The 21,278-nt window shown below is 71.7% G+C and carries 21 protein-coding genes and 3 tRNA genes; 4 read left to right on the top strand and 20 right to left on the bottom strand.

The window, feature by feature from the left end; all coding sequences use genetic code 11:
• Nucleotides 1–20: 20 nt before the first annotated feature.
• The 4 genes from B6R96_RS18725 to B6R96_RS18710 all read right to left on the bottom strand — a co-directional run bounded on the left by B6R96_RS18725 (nt 21) and on the right by B6R96_RS18710 (nt 2,697).
• Entirely contained in the window at nt 21–902 is an 882-nt protein-coding gene (locus B6R96_RS18725) for an amidohydrolase family protein (RefSeq protein WP_081523005.1), read from the bottom strand.
• Nucleotides 886–1,224, bottom strand: a complete 339-nt coding sequence (locus B6R96_RS18720) for an antibiotic biosynthesis monooxygenase family protein (protein ID WP_081525150.1) — start codon at nt 1,222–1,224, stop codon at nt 886–888. The genes B6R96_RS18725 and B6R96_RS18720 overlap by 17 nt, the downstream gene beginning before the upstream one ends.
• Nucleotides 1,225–1,372: 148 nt before the next feature.
• Nucleotides 1,373–2,266 (bottom strand): DUF2797 domain-containing protein, encoded by an 894-nt coding sequence (locus tag B6R96_RS18715; RefSeq protein WP_081523004.1) that lies wholly within the window; start codon nt 2,264–2,266, stop codon nt 1,373–1,375.
• Nucleotides 2,263–2,697 carry an Lrp/AsnC family transcriptional regulator gene (locus B6R96_RS18710; protein ID WP_081523003.1) on the bottom strand — a complete coding sequence of 145 codons (435 nt, stop codon included), beginning with the start codon at nt 2,695–2,697 and terminating at the stop codon, nt 2,263–2,265. Before B6R96_RS18710 ends, B6R96_RS18715 begins: the two co-directional genes overlap by 4 nt.
• A gap of 107 nt (nt 2,698–2,804) precedes the next feature.
• On the opposite strand from B6R96_RS18710, the gene B6R96_RS18705 reads away from it, so the two are divergent.
• The gene (locus B6R96_RS18705) at nt 2,805–3,719 is read left to right on the top strand and encodes an SMP-30/gluconolactonase/LRE family protein (protein WP_203351635.1); all 915 of its coding nucleotides are present in this window, start codon (nt 2,805–2,807) and stop codon (nt 3,717–3,719) included.
• Nucleotides 3,720–3,742: 23 nt separating this feature from the next.
• On the opposite strand, the gene B6R96_RS18700 is transcribed toward B6R96_RS18705, so the two are convergent.
• The 3 genes from B6R96_RS18700 to B6R96_RS18690 all read right to left on the bottom strand — a co-directional run bounded on the left by B6R96_RS18700 (nt 3,743) and on the right by B6R96_RS18690 (nt 4,684).
• A complete protein-coding gene (locus B6R96_RS18700; protein ID WP_030384022.1) occupies nt 3,743–4,108 on the bottom strand; it encodes a PH domain-containing protein in 366 nt (121 codons plus the stop codon).
• Nucleotides 4,109–4,302: 194 nt separating this feature from the next.
• Nucleotides 4,303–4,375 (bottom strand) — tRNA-Arg (locus tag B6R96_RS18695).
• A gap of 218 nt (nt 4,376–4,593) precedes the next feature.
• A tRNA-Ser gene (locus B6R96_RS18690) sits at nt 4,594–4,684 on the bottom strand.
• 187 nt (nt 4,685–4,871) lie between these two features.
• On the opposite strand from B6R96_RS18690, the gene B6R96_RS18685 reads away from it, so the two are divergent.
• From B6R96_RS18685 to B6R96_RS18675, 3 genes are all read left to right on the top strand, one after another.
• Complete coding sequence (locus B6R96_RS18685; protein WP_030384021.1) at nt 4,872–5,297, top strand: SSI family serine proteinase inhibitor; 426 nt, start codon at nt 4,872–4,874, stop codon at nt 5,295–5,297.
• A gap of 119 nt (nt 5,298–5,416) precedes the next feature.
• On the top strand, nt 5,417–8,728 hold the full coding sequence (locus tag B6R96_RS18680) for a response regulator (RefSeq protein WP_081523002.1): 3,312 nt from the start codon (nt 5,417–5,419) through the stop codon (nt 8,726–8,728).
• A gap of 13 nt (nt 8,729–8,741) precedes the next feature.
• On the top strand, nt 8,742–9,317 hold the full coding sequence (locus B6R96_RS18675; protein ID WP_030384019.1) for an antibiotic biosynthesis monooxygenase: 576 nt from the start codon (nt 8,742–8,744) through the stop codon (nt 9,315–9,317).
• A gap of 30 nt (nt 9,318–9,347) precedes the next feature.
• Here B6R96_RS18675 and B6R96_RS18670 read toward each other — a convergent pair whose 3' ends face one another.
• The 13 genes from B6R96_RS18670 to B6R96_RS18605 all read right to left on the bottom strand — a co-directional run bounded on the left by B6R96_RS18670 (nt 9,348) and on the right by B6R96_RS18605 (nt 21,249).
• The gene (locus B6R96_RS18670; protein WP_030384018.1) at nt 9,348–10,997 is read right to left on the bottom strand and encodes a long-chain fatty acid--CoA ligase; all 1,650 of its coding nucleotides are present in this window, start codon (nt 10,995–10,997) and stop codon (nt 9,348–9,350) included.
• Nucleotides 10,998–11,159: 162 nt separating this feature from the next.
• Nucleotides 11,160–11,693 (bottom strand): SigE family RNA polymerase sigma factor, encoded by a 534-nt coding sequence (locus tag B6R96_RS18665; protein ID WP_030384017.1) that lies wholly within the window; start codon nt 11,691–11,693, stop codon nt 11,160–11,162.
• 135 nt (nt 11,694–11,828) lie between these two features.
• A complete protein-coding gene (locus B6R96_RS18660) occupies nt 11,829–12,995 on the bottom strand; it encodes a lipid-transfer protein (protein ID WP_081523001.1) in 1,167 nt (388 codons plus the stop codon).
• The gene (locus B6R96_RS18655) at nt 12,992–13,375 is read right to left on the bottom strand and encodes a MaoC family dehydratase (protein WP_030384015.1); all 384 of its coding nucleotides are present in this window, start codon (nt 13,373–13,375) and stop codon (nt 12,992–12,994) included. The genes B6R96_RS18660 and B6R96_RS18655 overlap by 4 nt, the downstream gene beginning before the upstream one ends.
• Nucleotides 13,372–14,430 (bottom strand): acyl-CoA dehydrogenase family protein, encoded by a 1,059-nt coding sequence (locus B6R96_RS18650; protein WP_081523000.1) that lies wholly within the window; start codon nt 14,428–14,430, stop codon nt 13,372–13,374. Before B6R96_RS18650 ends, B6R96_RS18655 begins: the two co-directional genes overlap by 4 nt.
• Nucleotides 14,430–15,446, bottom strand: coding sequence for a bifunctional MaoC family dehydratase N-terminal/OB-fold nucleic acid binding domain-containing protein (locus tag B6R96_RS18645; protein ID WP_237291453.1), 1,017 nt, complete (start codon nt 15,444–15,446; stop codon nt 14,430–14,432). Before B6R96_RS18645 ends, B6R96_RS18650 begins: the two co-directional genes overlap by 1 nt.
• Nucleotides 15,443–16,594 (bottom strand): acyl-CoA dehydrogenase family protein, encoded by a 1,152-nt coding sequence (locus tag B6R96_RS18640; protein ID WP_081522999.1) that lies wholly within the window; start codon nt 16,592–16,594, stop codon nt 15,443–15,445. Before B6R96_RS18640 ends, B6R96_RS18645 begins: the two co-directional genes overlap by 4 nt.
• A gap of 164 nt (nt 16,595–16,758) precedes the next feature.
• Entirely contained in the window at nt 16,759–17,070 is a 312-nt protein-coding gene (locus tag B6R96_RS18635) for a hypothetical protein (protein ID WP_081522998.1), read from the bottom strand.
• Nucleotides 17,071–17,713: 643 nt separating this feature from the next.
• Nucleotides 17,714–18,133 carry a DUF6344 domain-containing protein gene (locus tag B6R96_RS36865; RefSeq protein ID WP_107475539.1) on the bottom strand — a complete coding sequence of 140 codons (420 nt, stop codon included), beginning with the start codon at nt 18,131–18,133 and terminating at the stop codon, nt 17,714–17,716.
• A 223-nt stretch (nt 18,134–18,356) separates the two neighbouring features.
• Nucleotides 18,357–18,446, bottom strand: a tRNA-Ser gene (locus B6R96_RS18620).
• Between the two features lie 51 nt (nt 18,447–18,497).
• Complete coding sequence (locus B6R96_RS18615) at nt 18,498–19,442, bottom strand: trypsin-like serine peptidase (protein WP_081522996.1); 945 nt, start codon at nt 19,440–19,442, stop codon at nt 18,498–18,500.
• Between the two features lie 212 nt (nt 19,443–19,654).
• Nucleotides 19,655–20,701, bottom strand: a complete 1,047-nt coding sequence (locus B6R96_RS18610) for a YeiH family protein (protein ID WP_081522995.1) — start codon at nt 20,699–20,701, stop codon at nt 19,655–19,657.
• On the bottom strand, nt 20,701–21,249 hold the full coding sequence (locus tag B6R96_RS18605) for a cysteine dioxygenase family protein (protein WP_053167539.1): 549 nt from the start codon (nt 21,247–21,249) through the stop codon (nt 20,701–20,703). Before B6R96_RS18605 ends, B6R96_RS18610 begins: the two co-directional genes overlap by 1 nt.
• Nucleotides 21,250–21,278: the final 29 nt, after the last annotated feature.

Below are 21,278 nucleotides of genomic sequence, written 5' to 3'. Positions count from 1 at the left end.
AGAAAGGAAAAGGGGCCGGGTCAGCCGTCGAGGCGAAAGAGCCGGGCACCGTTGTCGTGGCAGACCGCGCGCAGCCAGTCGTCGCCGAGGCCGAGCCGTTCGAGGGCCACGAGCTGGTGCTCGTAGGGGTAGGGGATGTTCGGGAAGTCGGTGCCGAGCAGGATCCGGTCGCCGAGGTCCGCGAGCCGTCCGAGGTCACCGGGCGGGAAGCCGCTGAACTGCTCGGAGAAGTCGGTGAAGGCCATGGTGGTGTCCAGGCGGACCTCGGCGTACCGGTCGGCGAGGTCGAGGAAGTCGGCGTACTCGGGCATGCCCATGTGGGCGATGACCAGCGGGAGCCCCGGGTGGCGGGACAGCAGGCGGGCGATCGGATCGGGGCCGGTGTACTTGCCCGGGACGGGACCGGATCCGCAGTGGACCACGATCGGGACACCGGCCTCGGCGAGCAACCCCCAGACGGGGTCGAGCCGCTCGTCGTTCGGGTCGTAGCCGCCGACCTGGAGGTGCGCCTTGAAGATCCGGGCCCCGGAGTCGACGGCGCGCCGGACGTACGGGACCACGCCCTCCTCCGGGAAGAAGGTCGCGGTGTGCAGGCAGTCGGGGGTGCGGGCGGCGAAATCCGCGGACCAGGCATTGAGCCAGGCCGCCATCGCCGGCTTGTGCGGGTAGAGCATGGCGGTGAAGGCGCGGACCCCGAACTCCCGCAGCAGCGCCACGCGCTGCTCCTCCTCGTGCCGGTAGGTGATGGGCCACGCGACGCCGGTCAGCGGGCCGACCGCGTCGAAGTAGTCCCAGACCTTGTCCAGGACCCGCTCGGGCATGAAGTGCGTGTGGACGTCGACCAGTCCGGGCAGGCCGAGCCTTTCCCGGAAGGTGCGGACCGCCTCAGCCGTTGCGGACAAAGCCGTGGCTCCGCTCGACGGTCGCGACGTGCAGGGTGTAGCTCTCGTACCAGTCGGCGCGGCCCTGCTTCATCGCCGCGCGGTGCTCCAGGTCCTCCCGCCACACGGTGAGGGACTCGTGGTCGCGGAAGTAGGCGACGGTGATGCCGAGGCCGCCGGGAGTGCGCGCGGACTCGTACCCGAGGAAGCCGGGATTCGCCCGGACGATCTCGTTCATCCGCGCGAGGGTCTCGGGGTATCCGCTGTCTTCGGCGGTACGTGTGTTGCTGAAAACGGCCATGACATAAGGGGGTTCGAAGGCCGGAACCGGCTGAGTGGTCATGTCGAACACCCTCTGCGGAGAGCCCCCGGCATGTCCACCGGAAACGGCTCCGGGAGGCCAAAGGGATCCAAGTTTTGACCATGCTCGCCGCGGCCCGGACGCCGGCCCGGACGGCGGCCCGGCGCGGTCGGCGCCGGTGTCACGAAGATCAGAACAGCCCGTCCTGGGCGGCGGGAGCACCGGCGGCGGGCGGAATCTGCGCCGTCGGCACCGCCGTCACGGCCTCTTCCCCGGGGGCAGTGAGTTCCCAGCCGGCCAGCAGCCGGGTGTCCACCACGAGCCCGTCCGCGAGATGCAGGTCGGGACCGGCCGCGCCCACCAGCCGGCCCACGACGCAGGCGCCGGGCACCATCTCGGCGAGCACCCGCTCCGGCCCGGCCGCACCGGTCAGGGCGTCCAGCCCGAACACCCCGGCATGGTCGGCCACTTCGCAGTCCACCCGCTCCAGCGACTCGGGCCACCCGGGCAGCGCCGCCGCCCGCGCGTGCAGCTCGGCGACCTCCCGGGCCCGGTCGGTCGCGCCCGGCAGGTGCGCCCGTGCGGCGCGCTTGCGGCTGTACGCGATCCGGTCGGGCACCCCGAGCGCCGCCCGCAGCAGTTCCTCGGTGCGCCGGGTGGCCATCAGCGGACCGCGCCCGAGCCAGGCCCATGTCACCGCCCCCTGCTCCAGCAGCCGGGCGGGCCCGCGCTCCTCGGCGGTGATGCCCACCTTGACCATGCCGGGCCCGAACCAGGCCAGGTAGACCCGGTAGGTCCGCGGATCGGCGGCGTTGGTGTCGGCGGCCACGGAGAACGACCGGTCGAGGCGGGCGCATTCGGGGCACTGCGCGTTCCCGGTGCGGCCCGGCACGGTGTCAGCGGTGGGGCAGGGCGTCCGCTTCCCGGCCCGCCACACCCCGAGGCAGTGCCGCTCCCCGGCTGCGGTGAAGGCGATCCGCTGCCCGTACACGAGCTCGCTCACCCGCTCGCCGCGCCCGTCCCCGTACCACCCGATGGCGGGCCGGCCGTCCTTCCACCGGATCCCGGTGCACCACCACGTCACAGCGGGAGCGGCCGCTCGAAGAAGGTGTCCAGGACGACGGTGGCGTGCGTGCCGCTGACGCCTTTGATGGCGTAGAGGCGGCGCAGGACGTCCTGCAATTGCTCGGTCGACGCCGTGCGCACCTTGACCAGCACGGACGCGCTGCCCGCGATGATGTGCGCCTCCTGGATCTCGGGGATCGCCGCGAAGTCGGCGCCGGACTCGCCCATCCAGGCGTTGGAGTCGACCATCACGTAGGCCAGGACTCCGCTGCCGACGGCGGCCGGGTCGACGTCGACGGTGGTCCGCCGGATCACCCCGCGCTCGCGCAGTTTGCGTACGCGCTCGTGGGTCGCCCCCGCCGAGAGTCCGACGGCCGTGCCCAGGGCGGCGTACGACTGGCCGGCGTCCTGCTGCAGGCGCAGGACGAGCGCACGGTCGATGTCGTCCACGCAATCTTCCTCTCATGGGCCTGTCGACCCTTGCGAAGACGGTACCTGATCCTGCAATCTCACCATCAGACCGAACATAGTTCGGTAGAACTCTTCCAGGGGGAATCGTGTCTGCCATAGCTGACCTCACCTTGTACGAGATCCTGGACGAGCGCTTTCGGACCGGCCGCTGTACGAACGGCGACGCCCGGCTGGAGCGGCTCCACGACGACTGCCGCTGGGCGGAGGGCCCGCTCTACCTGCCCGCCTGGCGCCAACTGGTGTGGAGCGACATCCCCAACGACCGGATGCTGCGCTGGGACGAGGCGACGGGCGCGGTCTCCGTCTTCCGCTCGCCGGCCGGCCACCCCAACGGCAACACCCTGGACCGCGAGGGGCGTCTGGTCACCTGCGAGCAGGGCAACCGTCGGGTCACCCGCACCGAACCGGACGGCAGTCTCACCGTCATCGCCGAGCGCTTCGACGGCAAGCGGCTCAACAGCCCGAATGACGCGGTGGTCCGCTCGGACGGCTCCGTCTGGTTCTCCGACCCCGACTTCGGCATCACCAGCGACTACGAGGGCCACCGGGCGGCCGGCGAGATCGGCGCCTGCAATCTCTACCGCGCCGATCCCGCCACCGGCGAGGTCCGGATGGTCGCCGACGGATTCCTCGGCCCCAACGGCCTCGTCTTCTCCCCCGACGAGAGCGAGCTGTACGCGGCGGACACCCGGGCCGGCCACATCCGCGCCTTCGAGGTCACCGACGACGGCGCCCTCACCCACGACCGGATCTTCACCACCTGCCCCGGGGTCGACAACATCCGCTTCGACGACGGGGGCCGGTTGTGGGCGGCCGCAATGGAGGACGGCGTCCGGTGCTACGCGGCGGACGGCACCCTGATCGGCCGCCTCCGCGTCCCCGAACCGGTCTCGAACATCGCCTTCGGCGGCGCCAAGAACAACCGCCTCTTCATCACCGCCACCACCTCGCTCTACTCCCTGGTGATGTCGGTGACCGGCCTCCCGCGCGTCCTGCGGTAGCCGGCCCGGGCCGCCCCGCCCGGCTACCGGGCGACGAACTGCGTCAGGATCGCCTGCACCTCATAGATGTCGACCCCCTTGGTGAAGGTCTTCTCGATCGGCGTCGAGCTGCCGGATATCCAGATCTTGAGCTCGGCATCGAGATCGAAGTGCCCGGCGGTCTCGACGGAAAAGTGCGTGATGCTCCGGTACGGGATGGAGTGGTACTCCACCTTCTTGCCCGTGAGCCCCTGCTTGTCGACGAGCACCAGCCGCCGGTCCGTGAACAGGATCGTGTCCCGGATCAGCAGGTAGGCAGCATGGACCTGCTCCCCCTGCCCCAGCAGCCGCGCGTAGTCCCGCTGCGCCGACACGGGGTCGACGGTGTGCGCGTTCCCGAACAGTCCCATTGAATGCCCCCGATTTCCGACTTCGAACGATCTTCGGAAACCGTACCGAGGCCGGCGTATGGTCCGCGTCCCCCGCCAGAGCCATCCCACCCCTGACATCCTCCGGGGGACCCCGTCCCCATCAAGGAGGAGACGGGAGCATCGGGGCATACGACGAAGGCCCCGGACTTTCGTCCGGGGCCTTCGTCCTGCTGTGCACTCGGCAGGATTCGAACCTGCAACCTTCTGATCCGTAGTCAGATGCTCTATCCGTTAAGCTACGAGTGCTTGGGCTTCTCGGGGTTTTGCGCCCCGTTGGCCTTGCGAGAACAACAATACATGGACCTCGCCGGGACGCGAAATCCATTAGCCAAACCACTGCTGACCTGCGGAAACGGGCCGGATGAAGATCGTCCGGATGGGCTCGCGCGGAGGGTGCGGCCGACCGGATTGCCCCGGAACGCATCGAAGCCCCGGTCCGTCAGGACCGGGGCTTCGATGAGGTGCGGAGGCGGAGGGATTTGAACCCTCGATGGGTGGTAAGACCCAAACCGCATTAGCAGTGCGGCGCCATAGACCGGACTAGGCGACGCCTCCAGCACACCCTCGCGTACGAAGGTGCGTGCAGATGATGACACAGGCGCAGGGCCCCTCACCAATCCGCTCCCACGGTACTAGGCGGGACGGGCGGAGGGCAAAGCCTTAAAGCGGCCGTGCCACGCAACGTCGGCGGGCCCCTCGTCGTTGAGCAGGCGTACGACGTACGGACGACCTGGAGTGCCCCATGCTGCGTCTCGCCGCCTTCGCCGTCACCTCCGCCCTGGCCGCCGCGGCGGCCGGGCCGCTGCCCCCGCTGCCGCTGGGCCGGCTGCTGGCGACACCCGACCGCCTCACCATCGCCATGGCCGACACCGGGAACCGTCACTTGGACCGGGAGTACCGGCTCGAATGCGACCCCGTCGGCGGCGACCACCCCCAGGCGGAGGGCGCCTGCGCCCGGCTGGACCAGCTCGCCGGGCAGGGGAAGGACCCCTTCGCCCCCGTCTCCAAGCGACAGATCTGCACCATGCAGCACGGGGGCCCCGCGACCGCCCGGATCACCGGAACCTGGCACGGCCACAAGGTGGACGCCACCTTCCGTCGGACCAACGGATGCGAAATCAGCCGCTGGAACGAGTTGGAACCTCTGCTTCCGAGTGGGCGTTCCTGACCTGGGAGGATGCGCAGGATGGGCGGTATCCGCCGCACATCGGCCACCCCACCGCGGGCCTGTGGCCTTAGACTCCTCCCGTGACTTGCCGGTAGTTGTGGTCAGGGAGGAAGCTCGTCGTGAGCAGCAGGCCATCCCGAGGCGCTGCTCGCCTCGCAGCAATACTCGACGCTCTTCCGGACGCGCTGTTGCTCGTCAACGCCAACGGCACGGTCGTCAACGCCAATTCGATCGCTCTCGAGGTCATGGAGAGCCCGGGCACCGGGCTCGTCGGCCGCGGCGTGCTCGACCTCCTGCCCGAGTTCGACTCCAAGCTGATCCCCGGCTCCATGCGCCGGCCCGGCGAGGACGAGGGCGGCCGCGCCAAGCCCAAGCGCATGATCGCGCGCCGCACCGACGGCTCCGAGTTCCCCGTCGAGGTCACCAGCGCCCATCTCGACGGACGCGACGCCTACCGCGAGCCGCAGCCCTCGTACACCGGTGACGAGCTGCTGATGCTCGTGGTCCGGGACCTCTCGCAGACCGTGGACACCGAGGCCGAGCTGGCCCGCTCGCAGCGGCAGACCGAGATGATCCTGCGCGCCGCCGCCGAGGGCGTCGTGGGCACCGACACCGACGGACGGGTGGTGCTGGTCAACCCGGCCGCCGCCCAGATCCTCGGCTACCGTGCCACCGACCTCGGCAACCGCGAACTGCACGGCCTCGTCCAGCACTCCCGCGCCGACGGCTCCCCCTTCCCCTTCGAGGAGTCCCCGCTCGCCGACACCCTGCGCAGCGGACGCAAGCACCGCGTCCGCGGGCAGGTGCTGTGGAACAAGGCCGGGCAGCCGGTCGCCGTCGACCTGACCACCTCGCCCGTGCGGGACGGGGAGCAGCTCGTCGGCGCGGTCATGACCTTCACCGACCGGCGCCCCTACGACGCCCTGGCCGCCCGGCACGCGCAGCTGATGGCCGTCCTCGGCGACTCCCTGCGGGGGCCGCTGGACGAGCTGCGCGGTGAGCTGGCGACGCTGGCCGCCGACGACGCCGGACAGTTGTGGCCCGAGGCCAACCAGCTGCTGCACCACCTGGCCGCCGGATACTCGCGGATGACCACCCTGGTGGACAACGTCCTCGGCTACCAGCGCCTGGACTCCGGCCGTGACCGGCTCTCGAAGAAGAAAGTCCTGATCAACACCGTCGTCGCGGCGGGTGTCGACGGCGCCGTCGAGCTGATCGGCCCGGGGCGCGCGCAGTTCGCCGTCCACGCGCCGACCATCGAGGCCGAGGTGGACGCGGACCGGATCGCGACCGCGCTCGCCCACCTGGTCGCGGACGTCGCCGGCGTGGACGCCACCGGCAAGACCCGTCAGGGCAGTGGCTACAGCGATTCGACGATCGTGGTGGCGGCCGCGCAGCGCGGCGATGTCGTACGGATCGAGGTGCGCGGGCCGTACGAGGGCGGGAACCCGGTCCACGAGCCCATCGTGCGGGGGATCGTGGCCGCGCACGGCGGCGTGCTGCAGACGGTGGAGGTTCCGGGCGCGCCCGGCGGGGCGTACGTGCTGGAGCTCCCGCTCGGCTCGGGTGCCGGGACGGTGACCCTGCCGGAGCCGGCGGAGGAGCCTCCGACGGGTCCGACCACGGACGGCGCGGGCTCCGCCGGGGGCGCCGCTCCCGGCAAGGTTTCCGGCGGTCGGCGCGGCCGGCGCGGTGTGGACGCCTTCCTGGACGACGAGGCCCCAGGCCCCGGCGCCGCGCAGGCGGCACAGGGGGGTGGCGCACTGGCGCTGCCTTCCGGGCGGCGCCGGGCGGGCGAGGCCGGCGAGGCTCCCGAGGCGGGACCCGAGCTCGCGCAGTCCCCGGTGAACCCCGCGGGGCTCGGCACCGGACGCCGCCGCGGCCGGGCCGGTGACGGCAGTGACGGCGCCGACGGCCCGGGTGGACCGGGGCGGCCCGTGCCCCCGCAGGGCACGGCCATGCCCGCGCTCCCGCCCGTACCCGCGGTGCCTCCGGTCCCGGTGACCGAGCATCCCGCCGGACGCCGCCGCGCGCTCGGTGCGGCCGGTCCTGCGCAGCCCGGCGGTCCGGTCCCCGCGACCGGGCTCGGGCCGACGCCCGCTCCCGCGCGGCCCATCGCCCCCGAGGGCGGCTTCGCACTGCCCGCCGGCCCGACCCCGGCCCCCGCTCCTGCTCCCGTCGGGGCCGACTCCGACTCCGAGGCTCCCGCCGGGCGGCGCGGCCGCCGCGTGCTGGGCGCCCCCGCCGGCGAGCCCGAAGCCTCCGCTGTCCAGTCCGCCGAGTCCGCCGAGAACCCCACCGGTCGGCGCCGCGCGCTGGCCGGCGCCCCGGCCTGGCCCGTACCGGCGGCCCGTACGGCTCCCGAGGACGACGATGCCTCCGGCTCGGTCGCGGTCCCCGGTGCGCGCCGTCCGCAGGATGCCCCCGCAGAGGGCCAGACCGCGCAGCCGATCAGCGTGCGCGCCCTCGGCACCCTCGGCCAGGGCATTTCCGTGGACCCGGGCGGCTCCGGCCCGGCCTCCGCGCCCGGTGCGGCTTCCGGGTCCGGGCGCCGTCGCCGGCTGGCCGAGCCCGCCCCGCAGGGCCGGGCCTTTGCGATAGGAGCGCCCGAGGCGGGCGCCGACGAGGGTCCCGAGCCGCTGGACGGCCCTGGCGGCGCCGTCGAGGTGGTCAACCGGCCCGCACCGCGGCCCGTGGACGACGAGCTGCCGCCGGAGCCCCTGGACAACCCGCGCCGGCTGCTGGTGTGGCCCGCGCCCGATGTACAGACCCAGCAGGCGCTCAGCGACCGCGGCTACCGGCCGGTGATCGTGCACTCCCGCGAGGAGGTGGACGCGCAGATCGCCGCGTTCCCCGCCGCGCTGTTCGTCGACCCGCTGACCGGTCCGATCACCCGGACCGCCCTGCAGTCCCTGCGCCAGGCTGCCGTGGCCGCTGAGGTGCCCGTACTGGTCACGGCCGGGCTGGGGCACGCCACGCGCGAAGCGGCGTACGGCGCCGATCCGGCCGTACTCCTCAAGGCGCTGGCCCCGCGCGACAGCGAGCAGCATCCCTCCCGGGTCCTGCTGATCGAGGAGCACGAGGAGATCGCGACCGCGCTGACTGCCGCCCTGGAGCGGCGCGGCATGCAGGTCGCCCGGGCGGGCGCCGACACCGACGCCGTGGAACTGGCGACGCGGATGCGGCCCAACCTGGTGGTCATGGACCTGATGCAGGTGCGCCGCCGGCGGGCCGGGATCGTGGACTGGCTGCGCGCCAACGGGCAGCTGAACCGCACGCCCCTGGTCGTCTACACGACGACCGGCATCGACCCGGCCGAACTGCCGCGGCTCGCCTCCGGCGAGAGCGTCCTCTTCCTCGCGGAGCGTGCCACCACCGCGGACGTCCAGGGCCGCATCGTGGACCTGCTGGCCAAGATCGGCACGAACTAGTAATCCTGGGCCGATGGCCATCACCAACACGAGCGAGCACACCGTCCCCGCCGACAACGGGGAGGTGAACCTGCTCATCGCGCGGCAGGTGGAGCCCGGGCACGAGGAGACCTTCGAGGCCTGGGCGCACGGGATCCTGGAGACGGCCGCGGGCTTCCCGGACCATCTCGGCTACGGGCTCTTCCGCCCGGCGGCGGACGGCGGACCGTGGTTCCTGGTCCACCGCTTCCGCAATCAGGCCGCGTTCCAGCGCTGGCAGGACTCCCCGGAGCGGGCGCAGTGGTTCTCCAACTGCCTCGGCCACCACCACACCGAGATAGCCCGCCGGGAACTGCACGGCATGGAGACCTGGTTCGCGAAGCCGGGTACGACCCGGCCCGCGCCGCCGCGGTGGAAGATGGCGATCAGCTCGGGGCTGGCCATCTTCCCGATCTCGCTGATCGGCAACGCGGTGCTCGGGCCGTACCTGGTGGATCTGCACTTCGTACTGCGGACGGCCGCCTTCGCCGTCGTGTTCAGCACCTTGATGACCTACCTGGCCATGCCCGCGGTCAGCAGGCTGCTGCGGCCATGGCTCACCCGGGGCTAGGCCGGCGGGAACGGCCCGGCCCCGGCGCCCTCAGTCGAGCTTGGTGACGTCCAGCCCGCCGTCCGCGTACTGCTTGCGGATGACCTTCTTGTCGAACTTGCCGACGCTGGTCTTCGGCACCGCCTCGATGAACGTCCAGCGCTCCGGAAGCTGCCACTTGGCGACGGTCTGGGCGAGGAAGTCACGCAGACCCGTGTAATTCACGGTCGCGCCCTCCTTGAGGACGACCGTGGCCAGCGGGCGCTCCCCCCACTTCTCGTCGGGGACGGCGACGACCGCGGCCTCGGCGACCTCGGGGTGCGCCATCAGCGCGTTCTCCAGGTCCACGCTGGAGATCCACTCGCCGCCGGACTTGATGACGTCCTTGGCGCGGTCGGTGAGGGTGAGGAAGCCGTCGGCGCTGATGACACCGACATCGCCGGTCTTGAGCCAGCCGTCGGCGCTGAACTTGTCCTCGGGACGGAAGGGTTCGCCGGACGCGCCCCCGTAGTAGGAGCTCGCGATCCAGTTGCCGCGCACCTCCAGCTCGCCCGCCGACTCCCCGTCCCAGGGCAGGAAGTCGCCGTTCGGGCCGACCAGCCGGGCCTCGACACCCGCCGGGAAGCGGCCCTGGGTGATCCGGTAGGGCCACTCCTCCTCGGCGCTCAGGCCGGCCGGCGGGTGCGCCATCGTGCCGAGCGGGGAGGTCTCGGTCATGCCCCAGGCGTGGCAGACACGGACGCCGAGCTTGTCGTACGCCTCCATCAGGGCGGGCGGACAGGCCGAGCCGCCGATGGTGACCTGCTTCATCGAGGTCAGGTCGCGCGGGTTGGCGGTGACCTCGGCCAGCAGTCCCTGCCAGATGGTGGGGACGGCCGCGGCGTGCGTGGGCTTCTCCCGCTCGATCATCTCGGCGAGTGGGGCGGGCTGCAGGAAGCGGTCCGGCATCAGCATGTTGATACCGGTCATGAAGGTGGCGTGCGGCAGTCCCCAGGCGTTCACGTGGAACTGCGGGACCACGACGAGGGTGGTGTCCCGGTCCGTCAGACCCATCGACTCGGCCATGTTGACCTGCATGGAGTGCAGGTAGATCGAGCGGTGGGAGAAGACGACGCCCTTGGGTTCCCCGGTGGTGCCGGAGGTGTAGCACATCGCGGCCGCCTGGCGCTCGTCCAGCTCGGGCCAGTCGAAGCTGTCGGAGCTGCCGGCGAGGAGCTCCTCGTACTCGTGCACCTGCACGTTCAGGCCCTCGAGCGCGGAGCGGTCGCCGATGCCGCTGACCACCACGTGCTCGACGGTCGGCAGGTGCGGCAGCAGCGGCGCGAGCAGGGGCAGCAGGGTGCCGTTGACCAGTACCACCCGGTCGGCGGCGTGGTTGACGATGAAGACCAGCTGCTCAGGAGGGAGCCGCAGGTTGAGGGTGTGCAGGACCGCGCCCATGGAGGGGATCGCGAAGTACGCCTCGACGTGCTCGGCGTTGTTCCACATCAGAGTCGCAACAGCATCCGACTGCTGCACTCCGAGCTGCTCGCGCAGGGCGCCGGCGAGACGGGTGGCGCGGTTGCCGATCTCGGCGAAGCTGCGGCGGTGCGGCTCAGCCTCCCCGGTCCAGGTCGTGACCTGGGACTTCCCGTGGATCGTCATCCCGTGTCGGAGTATGCGGGTGACGAGGAGCGGTACGTCCTGCATGGTGCTGAGCAAAGCGTCCTCCCGGTGAGCGCTGCGGCGCTGCGGCGGCTACGGATGCTGCCGATTCTGCGCACGTACCGGTCGGCATGTCACTACCCGGGAGTAGAAAGCAGGGCGTGTTTCACGTGAAACATCCCCTGCCGTCCTCACGTTTCACGTGAAACGTCCTCCATCTCACCGGACCGGCGTGAGCTCGGGGTCCTCTCGGAGTTTGCCCAGCGCACGGGAGACCGCGCTCTTGACCGTGCCGACGGAGACGCCCAGCAGCTCCGCGGTCTGTACCTCGCTGAGGTCCTCGTAGTACCGCAGGACGACCATGGCCCGCTGGCGGTCGGGCAGCCGGGTCACGGCGCGCCACATCGCGTCGCGCAGCGCCTGCGCCTCGGCGGGGTCGGGGGTCGGGGCCGCCTCGGTCTCCGGGAGCTCGTCGCAGACGAACTCGTCCACCCTGCGCTTGCGCCACTGGGAGGTACGGGTGTTCACCAGGGTCCGCCGGACGTAGCCGTCCAGGGCCCGGTGGTCCTCGATCCGGTCCCAGGCCACGTACGTCTTCGCGAGGGCCGTCTGGAGCAGGTCCTCCGCATCGCACGGGTTGGCGGTGAGGGAGCGCGCAGTGCGCATCAGGACCGTGCCGCGGGTCCGGACGTACGCCGAGAACGACGGGTACGGCGTCGGGTTCGAGGCGAGCGTGCACACTGGCGTGGTCATGTCTCCACGCTAGGAGCGCCCGCCCGCCATGGGATCGGCCGCAGGTGCCGATGGTGGATCCACCTCAGGTTGTAGGAGTAGGGCCGTCCCCACCCCCTGAAGGTGGAGGGGGTGGGGTGCCGCACGTCGTGGATCTCAGCCGTCGGCGCCGAGGATCAGCCCGGAGGTCGGGACCCCGGTACCGGCCGTGACGAGCGCGTGCGCCGCGCCCGCCACCTGGTTGACCGAGGTCCCGCGGAGCTGGCGGACGGCCTCGGCAATGCCGTTCATGCCGTGCAGGTACGCCTCTCCGAGCTGGCCCCCGTGCGTGTTCAGCGGCAGGGCGTCGGCGGCCACGAAGTCCGCGGCCTCGCCCGGCGCGCAGAAGCCGAACTCCTCCAGCTGCATCAGCACGAAGGGGGTGAAGTGGTCGTAGAGGATGCCGACGTCGATGTCCGACGGCCGCAACCCGCTCGTCCGCCACAGCTGGCGGGCGACGACGTCCATCTCCGGCAGCCCGGTGAGGTCGTCGCGGTAGAAGGAGGTCATGCCCTCCTGCCGTCGTCCGGCCCCCTGTGCGGCCGCGGTGATCACGGCCGGCGCGTGCCGCAGGTCCCGGGCGCGCTCGGTCGTGGTGACGACGACCGCCTGGCCACCGTCGGTCTCCTGGCAGCAGTCCAGCAGCCGCAGCGGCTCCACGATCCAGCGCGAGGCGGCGTGGTCGGCGAGGGTGATGGGCTTGCCGTGGAAGTAGGCGGCGGGGTTGTTGGCGGCGTGTCGGCGGTCGGCGACGGCAACGTGCCCGAAGGCCTCCGGGGTGAGGTTGTAGGTGTGCAGGTAGCGCTGGGCGGTCATGGCCACCCAGGAGGCGGGGGTCAGCAGCCCCCAGGGCAGCGACCAGCCGAGGGCCGCCCCCTCCGCCGAGGGCTCCCGCTGCTGGACCCCGGACCCGAAGCGGCGCCCGGAACGCTCGTTGAAGGCGCGGTAGCAGACCACCACCTCCGCGACCCCGGTGGCGACGGCGAGGGCGGCCTGCTGGACGGTGGCGCAGGCCGCACCGCCGCCGTAGTGGATGCGGGAGAAGAAGGACAGGTCGCCGATGCCCGCCGCCTGGGCGACGGTGATCTCGGGGCTGGTGTCCATCGTGAAGGTGACCATGCCGTCGACGTCGGCGGGGGTGAGCCCTGCGTCGTCGAGGGCGGCGTGCACGGCCTCGACGGCGAGTTTGAGTTCGCTGCGGCCGGAGTCCTTGGAGAACTCGGTCGCTCCGATGCCGACGATGGCGGCGCGGCCGCCGAGCTCGTCGCGGGTGCGGACACTCATGCCGCCACCTCCGCGGTGACCGTTCCGGACACGTGGTGACCGATGCCGTTGGCGCCGACGACCCGGATCTCGACGGTGGTCCCCGACACGGCGGTGACGGTGCCCGTGAGGGTCATCGTGTCGCCCGGATAGTTGGGGGCGCCGAGCCGGATGGCCACCTTGCGCAGGACGGCGCGCGGCCCGAGCCGGTCGGTCACGTACCGGCCGACCAGGCCGTTCGTGGTCAGGATGTTCATGAAGATGTCCGGGGAGCCCTTCTCCTGCGCGAGCGCCGCGTCGTGGTGCACGTCCTGGTAGTCGCGGGAGGCGATCGCGCCCGCGACGATCAGGGTGCGGGTGACCGGAATCTCCAGGGGCGGCAGCGTGTCGCCGACGTTCATGCCTGCTCTCCCTCGGCTGTCGAAGCGGATGCGCCGGACTCGGCGATCGAGGCCCCCAGCTCGGCCAGCAGTTCGCTGCCGCAGCCCAGGTAGGCGTCCAGTTGGCGGCCCCACAGGAAGTGGCGGTGGACGGGGTGGTCCAGGTCGGCGCCCATACCGCCGTGCAGGTGCTGGCCCGCGTGCACGACCCGCTTGCCCGCCTCCGAGGCCCACCAGGCGGCCGTCAGCACGTGCTCCTGTGCCGGAAGGCCCTGGTCGATGCGCCAGGCCGCCTCGTACGCGGTGACCCGGATCGCCTCGGTGTCCATGTACGCGTCGGCCGCGCGCAGCATGACGCCCTGGTTGGTGGAGAGCGGCCTGCCGAACTGCTCACGGGTGGAGGTGTATTCGACCGCCCGGGCGAGGGAGCCCGCGCAGACGCCCGCCTGGAGTCCTGCGAAGGCGGTGCGGGCTGCGGCGAGCGTGTCCTCGTACGCGCCGTCGCGGCCGAGGCGTTCGGCCTCGGCTCCCGTCAGGGTCAGCCGGCCCGCCGACCAGGGGGCGGTGGTCTCCACCGGGGAGGTCCGCACGCCGGGCGCATCGGTCCGTACGAGCCACAGCGACCGGTTCGCGTCCGGGACCAGTACGTGCGTGGCGTCGCGCAACCAGGGCACCGCGGGGGCGGTCCCGGTGAGGCGGCCGCCCTCGGCGGTGATCCGGCCGCGCGCCGGGAAGGCTCCGGTGGCCACCGCGTCGCCCGTGCCGAGGGCGGGCAGCAGGCGGGCGCGCTGCTCGGGGCTGCCGTGGGCGGCCACGGGGAGGATCCCGTACACGCAGGTGGCGGCGTACGGGACCTGCGCCGTGGTACGGCCCTGTTCCTCCAGCAGCAGGACCAGCCCGAGCAGGCCGGTCTCCTCGACCGCGGCGATCAGTCCGGCGGCGGTGAGGGCCTTCCAGAGTTCGGCGTCGCTGCCGGTGCCCGCTTCGGCGAGGCGTTCGTGGGTGGCGAGATCGGAGAAGATCCGGGCGGCGAGGCCGGCCGCGGCGGTCTGTTCCTCGGTGGGGTGGAAATCCATCAGCCTTCGCTCCCTCGGAAGACGGGGAGTTCGAGGCCGTCGTCGACGCGCAGGAACTCCAGCTGGACGGGGAGGCCGATGCGCACCTTGTCGTAGGGCACGCCGGTGATGTTGCTGACCATCCGGACTCCCTCGGCGAGCTCGACGAGTGCGACCGCGTAGGGCGGGTCGAAGGCCGGGAAGGGCGGGTGGTGCATGACGACGTAGCTGAACACCGTGCCGGCGCCGCAGGCTTCGACGGTGTCCCAGTCGGGGCTCGCGCAGGCGTTGCAGCCGGGGAGCCACGGGAAGCGGAGGGTGGCGCAGGCGGTGCAGCGCTGGATCAGCAGTCTGTGCTCCCGCACGCCGTCCCAGAATCCCTGGTTGTCTCGGTTGATCACCGGACGGGGGCGCTGCGCCGGGGGCTGCTTCACCGGCCGGGCGGCGGGCGCGTACTTGAGGATGCGGAAGCGGTGGGTACCGGCGGGCTCACCGTCGGCGCGGACGTCCATGCGGGTGGTCACGAAGTGGCCGGTGCCCAGCTTGGTCGTCTTGCGGGGCGAGACCGACTCGATGACGGCGTCGAAGGTGATCACGTTGCCGGGGCGCAGCGGGCGGAGGTACTCCTGCTCGCAGTCGGTGGCGACCACGGAGGTGAAACCGGCGCTGTCGAGGAGCCCGAGGAGCTCGTCGTAGGCGGAGGAGCGGCCGGCATGGCCGGAGAGGCCACCCATGGTCCAGGCCTGGAGCATGGTGGGCGGGGCGACGGCGTCCGGTCCGGTGTACGCGGGGTTGGCGTCGCCCATCGCCTCGCACCAGTGGCGGATCATCGGCTCGTTGACCGCGTCCTTGCCCCGGCCCCCGGTGGCGGCCGGCTGCCCCTCGAAGGCCGCCAGCAGCCTGAGGAACCGGGCTGCCTCGTCGGCCTCGGTCGCGGCCGACGTCCCGGCCCCGGTCCCGGCCCCGGTCCCGGCCGACGTCCCGGCCGACGTCCCCGCCGCGTCCACCATCCCGTCCGCTTCCGCGTCCGCCGTCATCGCTTCCTCCCCTTCATCCCGAGCCGCATCATGGCGACGATCTCCCTCTGGACCTCGCTGACCCCGCCGCCGAAGGTGTTGATCTGGGCGGCCCGGTTCATCCGCTCCAGCTCGCCGCCCGCGAAGGCCGCGGGGCCCCGGATCAGGGCCTCCTCACCCACCACCTCCTGGCACATCCGGTACACCTCGACGGTGGACTCGGTGCCGAGGAACTTCACCCCGCTGGCATCGCCCGGGGCCAGGGCGCCGCTGCCCACGTCCTGGACCAGGCGCCAGTTGAGGAGGCGTACGGCGGCCAGTCGCGCGTGCGCCTCGGCCAGCCGGGACTGCACCCAGGGCAGGTCGGCGGGCCGCTCTCCGGTGACCGGGTCGGGGGTGCGGGCGTGGTCGAGCGCGTAGGCGTAGAAGTCCTCGGCCTGCATGCCGATGGCGGCGAGGGCCACACGCTCGTGGTTGAGCTGGTTGGTGATCAGGCCCCAGCCCCCGTGCGCGGGACCGACGAGGTGGCCGGCCGGCACGCGGACGGAGTCGTAGTAGGTCGCCGTGGTGGTGAGCCCGCCGACGGTGTCGATGGGGGTCCAGGAGAAGCCGGGGCTGTCGGTGGGCACCAGGACGATGGAGATGCCCTTGTGCTTGGGGGCCTGCGGGTCGGTACGGCAGGCGAGCCAGATCCAGTCCGCGTTCTGGGCGTTGGAGGTGAAGATCTTCTGCCCGTCGATCAGCCAGTCGGCGCCGTCGCGGACCGCCCGAGTGCGCAGGGCGGCGAGGTCGGTGCCGGCCTCCGGTTCGGAGTAGCCGATGGCGAAGACGATCTCGCCCGCGAGGATCCGGGGCAGGAAGTAGTCCTTCTGCTCCTCTGTCCCGTACTTCATCAGGGTGGGGCCGACGGTGTTGAGCGTGACCATGGAGACCGGGGCGCCGGCTCGGTAGGCCTCGTCGAAGAAGACGAACTGCTCGTCGGCGCCGCGGCCCTGGCCGCCGTATTCGACGGGCCAGCCGAGACCGAGCAGCCCGTCGGAGCCGATGCGCCGCAGCAGTTCACGCTGGCGGGCCGGATGCTCGGGCAGGCCGTCCGGCAGCAGATCCTTGAAGTACGCGCGCAGTTCGGCGCGGAGCCGCAACTGGCCTTCGGTCGGGGCGAGGTGCACGGCGCTGGCCTCCCGGCATCACATCATCGAGGGAACCTGACTGTCCGTCAGATTTACCCGTGGTGTCAAGGTCGGAGGACATGCGCGAGGGCGCCTGCGCTACCGGACCCCAGCCGGTCCGGTCGCACAGACGCCCTCAAGAATCGGAGCGGCTCAGGCCGCCACTACCACCAGGGGTAGAAGTTGACCGCGACCGTCGAGTTGGACTGGTCGATGGCGGTGAAGGCCGAGCCGTTCACCTGAGCGGTGTTGTTCTGGTTGGACGCGCCGGAACCGGTGGCCACCTGCTGCGACGTGGACGAGTTGCCGTTGTTGTTGCCGCCCACACCACTGCCGATGATGCTGGCGACGCTCGCATTCGATCCGTCGTTCGCGAAGGAGCCGTTGTCGGCCGAGGCCACACCGCCGAAGAGGGCGACGGCGAGGGGGAGAGCGGCGACAGCAGCGACGACGCGGGCGGTACGGATGCTTGCCATGTCTTTATCCTCCAGAAAACCGAAGTGGGACTTACTCCAAGGCAGTTGGCCGACCGCCTCGGTCGTTCCGTGTGGTGACGACGTCGCGACACCAGAGTTGCCCACCGAATCCCCGGCGAACCACCCCGGACTGCCCGATTCCCCCGCAAGCATGACCAACATCGGATAAACCTCATTCGCGCCCTCGAAGCCCCAGGTCAGCATCCTGGAGGCGACCGAATCCCGTGCCGCACAAGGGATGAAGCGTTCCGCCAGAACGCCGTGTCCCGGACATGCCGAAAAGGGCCGCGCCGTCCGGGAACCCCACCGTCTCCCGGGCCTGCGGCCCTGCAACACCAAGCTTCACGCCCCTTGCGCGCCCCGGCGCAAGCCGGGGTGTTCCAACCGTGCCCCGCTCCGGGGGCACCAGGCAGCGCGATCCACGGTCACGACCGACCGGGCTCCAGCGCCTGCCTCTGCATCTGACCTGCTCTTGTTCGTGCTCTTGCTCGTGCTCTTGCTCCTGCCCGGTGGCGGCGCGTACGCCAGCGAACCGGACCGTGCGACTGGGACTACGGCTGTGATGACGAGTACGACTGCGACTGCGACTGCGACTGCGAGTACGGCTGCGACTGCGACTGCGGTCAAGACCGGTGATACGGAGCTACGCGGCCAGCCGGAGCGCTTCCCGGGCGGCGCCGGCGGATGCTGCGGCGGGCACGGTGGCGAGTGCGGCGGCAGGTGCGGCGACCGGCGTCAGGGTGCGGGCATCGGTTCGCGATCCGGCGCCCATGGCCGCGGCGGTGGTGGAGCGGCGGACGGAGGGGGTCTTGCCATGCGCCTCGGCGCGGATCCGCTGCTTGATGGTCGGCGGCAGCGAACCGCCCCGCATCATCGCCCGCCAGGTCCGTCGGGCCATGACGGCCGGCCGGCGCACGGTGGCGGTGGGAGCGGCGCCCGCGGCGGCGGGGGCCGAGGCGGAGGCCGGGGCGGCCTTGCCGGCGAGGCCGAAGCAGGAGAGGAGGGCCATGAGGGCGGCGAGGACGGAGGTCCAGATCGACGTGAGGGCGCTGCGGTGAGCCATGACGAGGTGCCTCGATTCGTGATGTTCCGACGGGCGGATCTGAATACATTCGTCATGATGTGGCCGCAACCGCACCGCCCCCATCGCCCGCGCCGATCTTCCGACAAACACCACTCGGAAGGACCAAAGCCGGCGCTGGAGGGCCTGCCGGAATCACCGGGGAACGCAGAAGGGGCGCCCCGGAATCGGGGCGCCCCTTGCGCTCAGCACGTGTACTGAGGTGTGGCGGTGGGTGTGGGATTTGAACCCACGGTGACATCGCTGCCACGACGGTTTTCAAGACCGTTCCCTTAGGCCGCTCGGGCAACCCACCTGGCCGGTACAGAGTACCGGCCAGGTGAGGGTGGCGGGGGCGACTGAGGGGTCAGGACGCCTGGGCCTTGTCGTAGGCCGCCTTCACCTCGTTGCCGAAGTAGGGGCCGTACATCCGGTTCGGCAGGAAGGTGTAGCCGAAACTGTTCACCGAGACCTGGGTGCCCAGGCCCGTGGCCTCGTTGAAGTCCTGGAACCAGGGGCCGCCACTGGAGCCGCCGGTCATGTTGCAGCCCAGGCTGTGGTCCTTGGTCAGCAGGAAGTCCTTGCCGCTGTTGCCGCTGCAGTAGACCAGCTTGGTGCCGTCGTACGGGGCCGCCGCCGGGAAGCCGAAGGAGTACATCTTCTTGTTGTAGCCGCCGTTGAAGAGGATCCCCTGGGCGCCGACGGTCTGGCTCAGGGTGTTTCCGTTCAGCGGGGCGACGACGGCGAGGCCGACGTCCATGTTCATGTCCTCGCTCGCGGCCCACTGGTCGGTGGCGAAGGTCTTCGTGGCCGACCACTGCCCGTAGGGCGCGGAGCCATTGTTGTAGGCGGGGACGAAGACCCAGTTCGTGTGCCAGGCCCCCTGGTACTTCACGCAGTGGCCGGCCGTGATGACCGTGCTGCCGTTGGCGCTGGTGATCGAGTCTCCGGAGCAGGAGGCGGTGCGGCCGCCCATCGTGAAGAAGACCCGGCCCGAGGTCTTCACCACGGCGCCGCCGGTCCAGGCGCCGCCCGCCTGCGGGAAGGCCGTGGGGGACGCGGCGGCCGTCGGGGCGATGGCCGTGGGCGTGGCCGACGTGGCGACCGGGGTACGGGACCTGCCGGGTACCGCCGTCACGTCGAGCGGAGTGGCGCTGCGCATCCGCTCCGCGGTCCAGAAGCCCTGGGTGTGCTGCTGCCGGAAGGATGCGGGGGCGTCCGCGGCGAGCGAGGGGGTGGCCGCTGTCAGGGCGCCCGCGACCAGGGCTCCCGCCGCGAGCAGGACGGACAAGGCCGTGCGATGACGATTCACGCATGACTCCTTCTGCCGTGCCCGGGCCGGGTGAGGACACCGGGCAGGGTGGGGGTGAAGAGCGGTCGGTGCGGATCGGCTGTGCGCGGTGCGTCGTACGTGGTGCGGAATTCCGGGGGCAGAGTGGCACGGGAGCGTCGCAATGTCAGCGGGCAGTCAGAACGTTCGGTCGGTTCCGGCCATGAATTGGCCAACTCCCCGCCGTTGCAGCGTCATACGGTGAGCATCACGCCCGCGTACGAAACCCCCGCCACCACCACCCAGGCCCCGAGGCCCAGCGCCGCGGCCCGCCCACCGGTCCGGGCCAGCGTCGGCAGGTGCACGGCGGTCCCCAGACCGAACAGGGCCGCCGCGAGCAGCGCCTCCTGGGCGGTGTGCGCCCACTCCAGCGCTACGTCGGGCAGTACGCCGGTGGCGCGCAGCGCAGCCGCGGCCAGGAACCCGAGAACGAACAGCGGCACCGGCGCCGGCCGGCGGCCCGAGGTGGTGCGCACCCCGCGACGGCGGGCCCGTACCGAGAAGGCCACGGCCGCCACCAGTGGGGCGAGCAGCGCCACCCGCATCAGCTTCACCAGTACCGCCTCGCCGAGGGCGGCGGGGCCCGCTGTCTGCGCCGTGGCCACGACCTGGCCGACATCGTGGACTCCGGCGCCGACCCAGCGCCCGAAGGCGGGGTCGGAGAGTCCCAACGGACCCTGGAGGAGCGGAAGTACGGCTATGGCGAGCGTTCCGCACAGGGTGACCAGAGCCACCGAGGCGGCCACGTCCTCCTCGTCGCTGCCGGACACCTCGCTCACCGCGCCGATCGCCGAGGCGCCGCAGATCGAGTAGCCGGTGGCGATCAGCAGCGGCTGGTCGCCGGGGAGCCGCAGCCGACGGCCCAGCCAGAGGGTGCCGAAGAAGGTGGCCGCGACGACACCGACCACCATCGCCACGGTGGCCCAGCCCAGCCGGAGGACCTGGTCCAGGCCCAGGCCGAGGCCCAGCAGGACGATGCCCATCCGCATCAGCCGGCGCCCTGCCAGAGAGAGACCGGGACGGGCCCCCGCGCGGACGAAGGTCCGCAGCCGCGGCAGGTGGGCCACCGCGATGCCCAGCACCACGGATGCGGTCAGCATCGGCACGGCGGGCACGAGGCGATGGATGCACCATGCCGTCAGCGCTCCACCCGCGGCCATGGCCAACCCGGGCCAGGCAGTGGCTGTTTCACGTGAAACATGCCGGACCGGGGTCCCCTGCGGACGGTGGAGGAGGGCCATCAGTCGACGGGGAGCGTGTAGACGCGACGGATGCTGGTGCCCAGCCGGGAGACGTCGGCGCCATATATGTGCACCGATATCGCCTTGCTCGTACAGGAGTTGCGGACCATGTGGATGTCACCGGGCGGGGCGAAGCCGCAGACCTCGCCCTGGGCGTTGACCACGTCCTCGGTGGCCACCAGCCGGGCAGGGCCGGTGCCGGGCGCGAGGCGGAAGCGGCGTTCGCTCTCCTCCCCCTGGTGCACCCCGGCCACGCACCACGCAACGTGGTCGTGGATGCAGGTCTCCTGCCCGGGCAGCCAGACCAGGGCCACCACCGAGAAGCTGCCGTCGGACTCGGCGTGCAGGATGTGCTGCCGGTACCGCTCCGGGTCCCCTTCCTGCTGGGCCGGGGTCAGCAGGTCGGGCGCGCCGAGGTGCGGGGCGAGACGTTCGCCCACCAGGTACGCGGTGAGGTCGGGAGCCAGCCCCCGCTCCACGACCGTGCGGATCTCACTGACGAGGGCGGCCATCCTCGTGGTGGTACGGGCCGGTGTGGTGGTGGTCATACTGGCAGCGTGCTGCCGTCATTCCATCA

The organism is Streptomyces sp. Sge12, assembly GCF_002080455.1.
In the GTDB taxonomy this organism is placed as follows: domain Bacteria; phylum Actinomycetota; class Actinomycetes; order Streptomycetales; family Streptomycetaceae; genus Streptomyces.
Note: the sequence above shows the minus strand (reverse complement) of the source record. Positions and strands in the feature narration are given on the sequence as shown.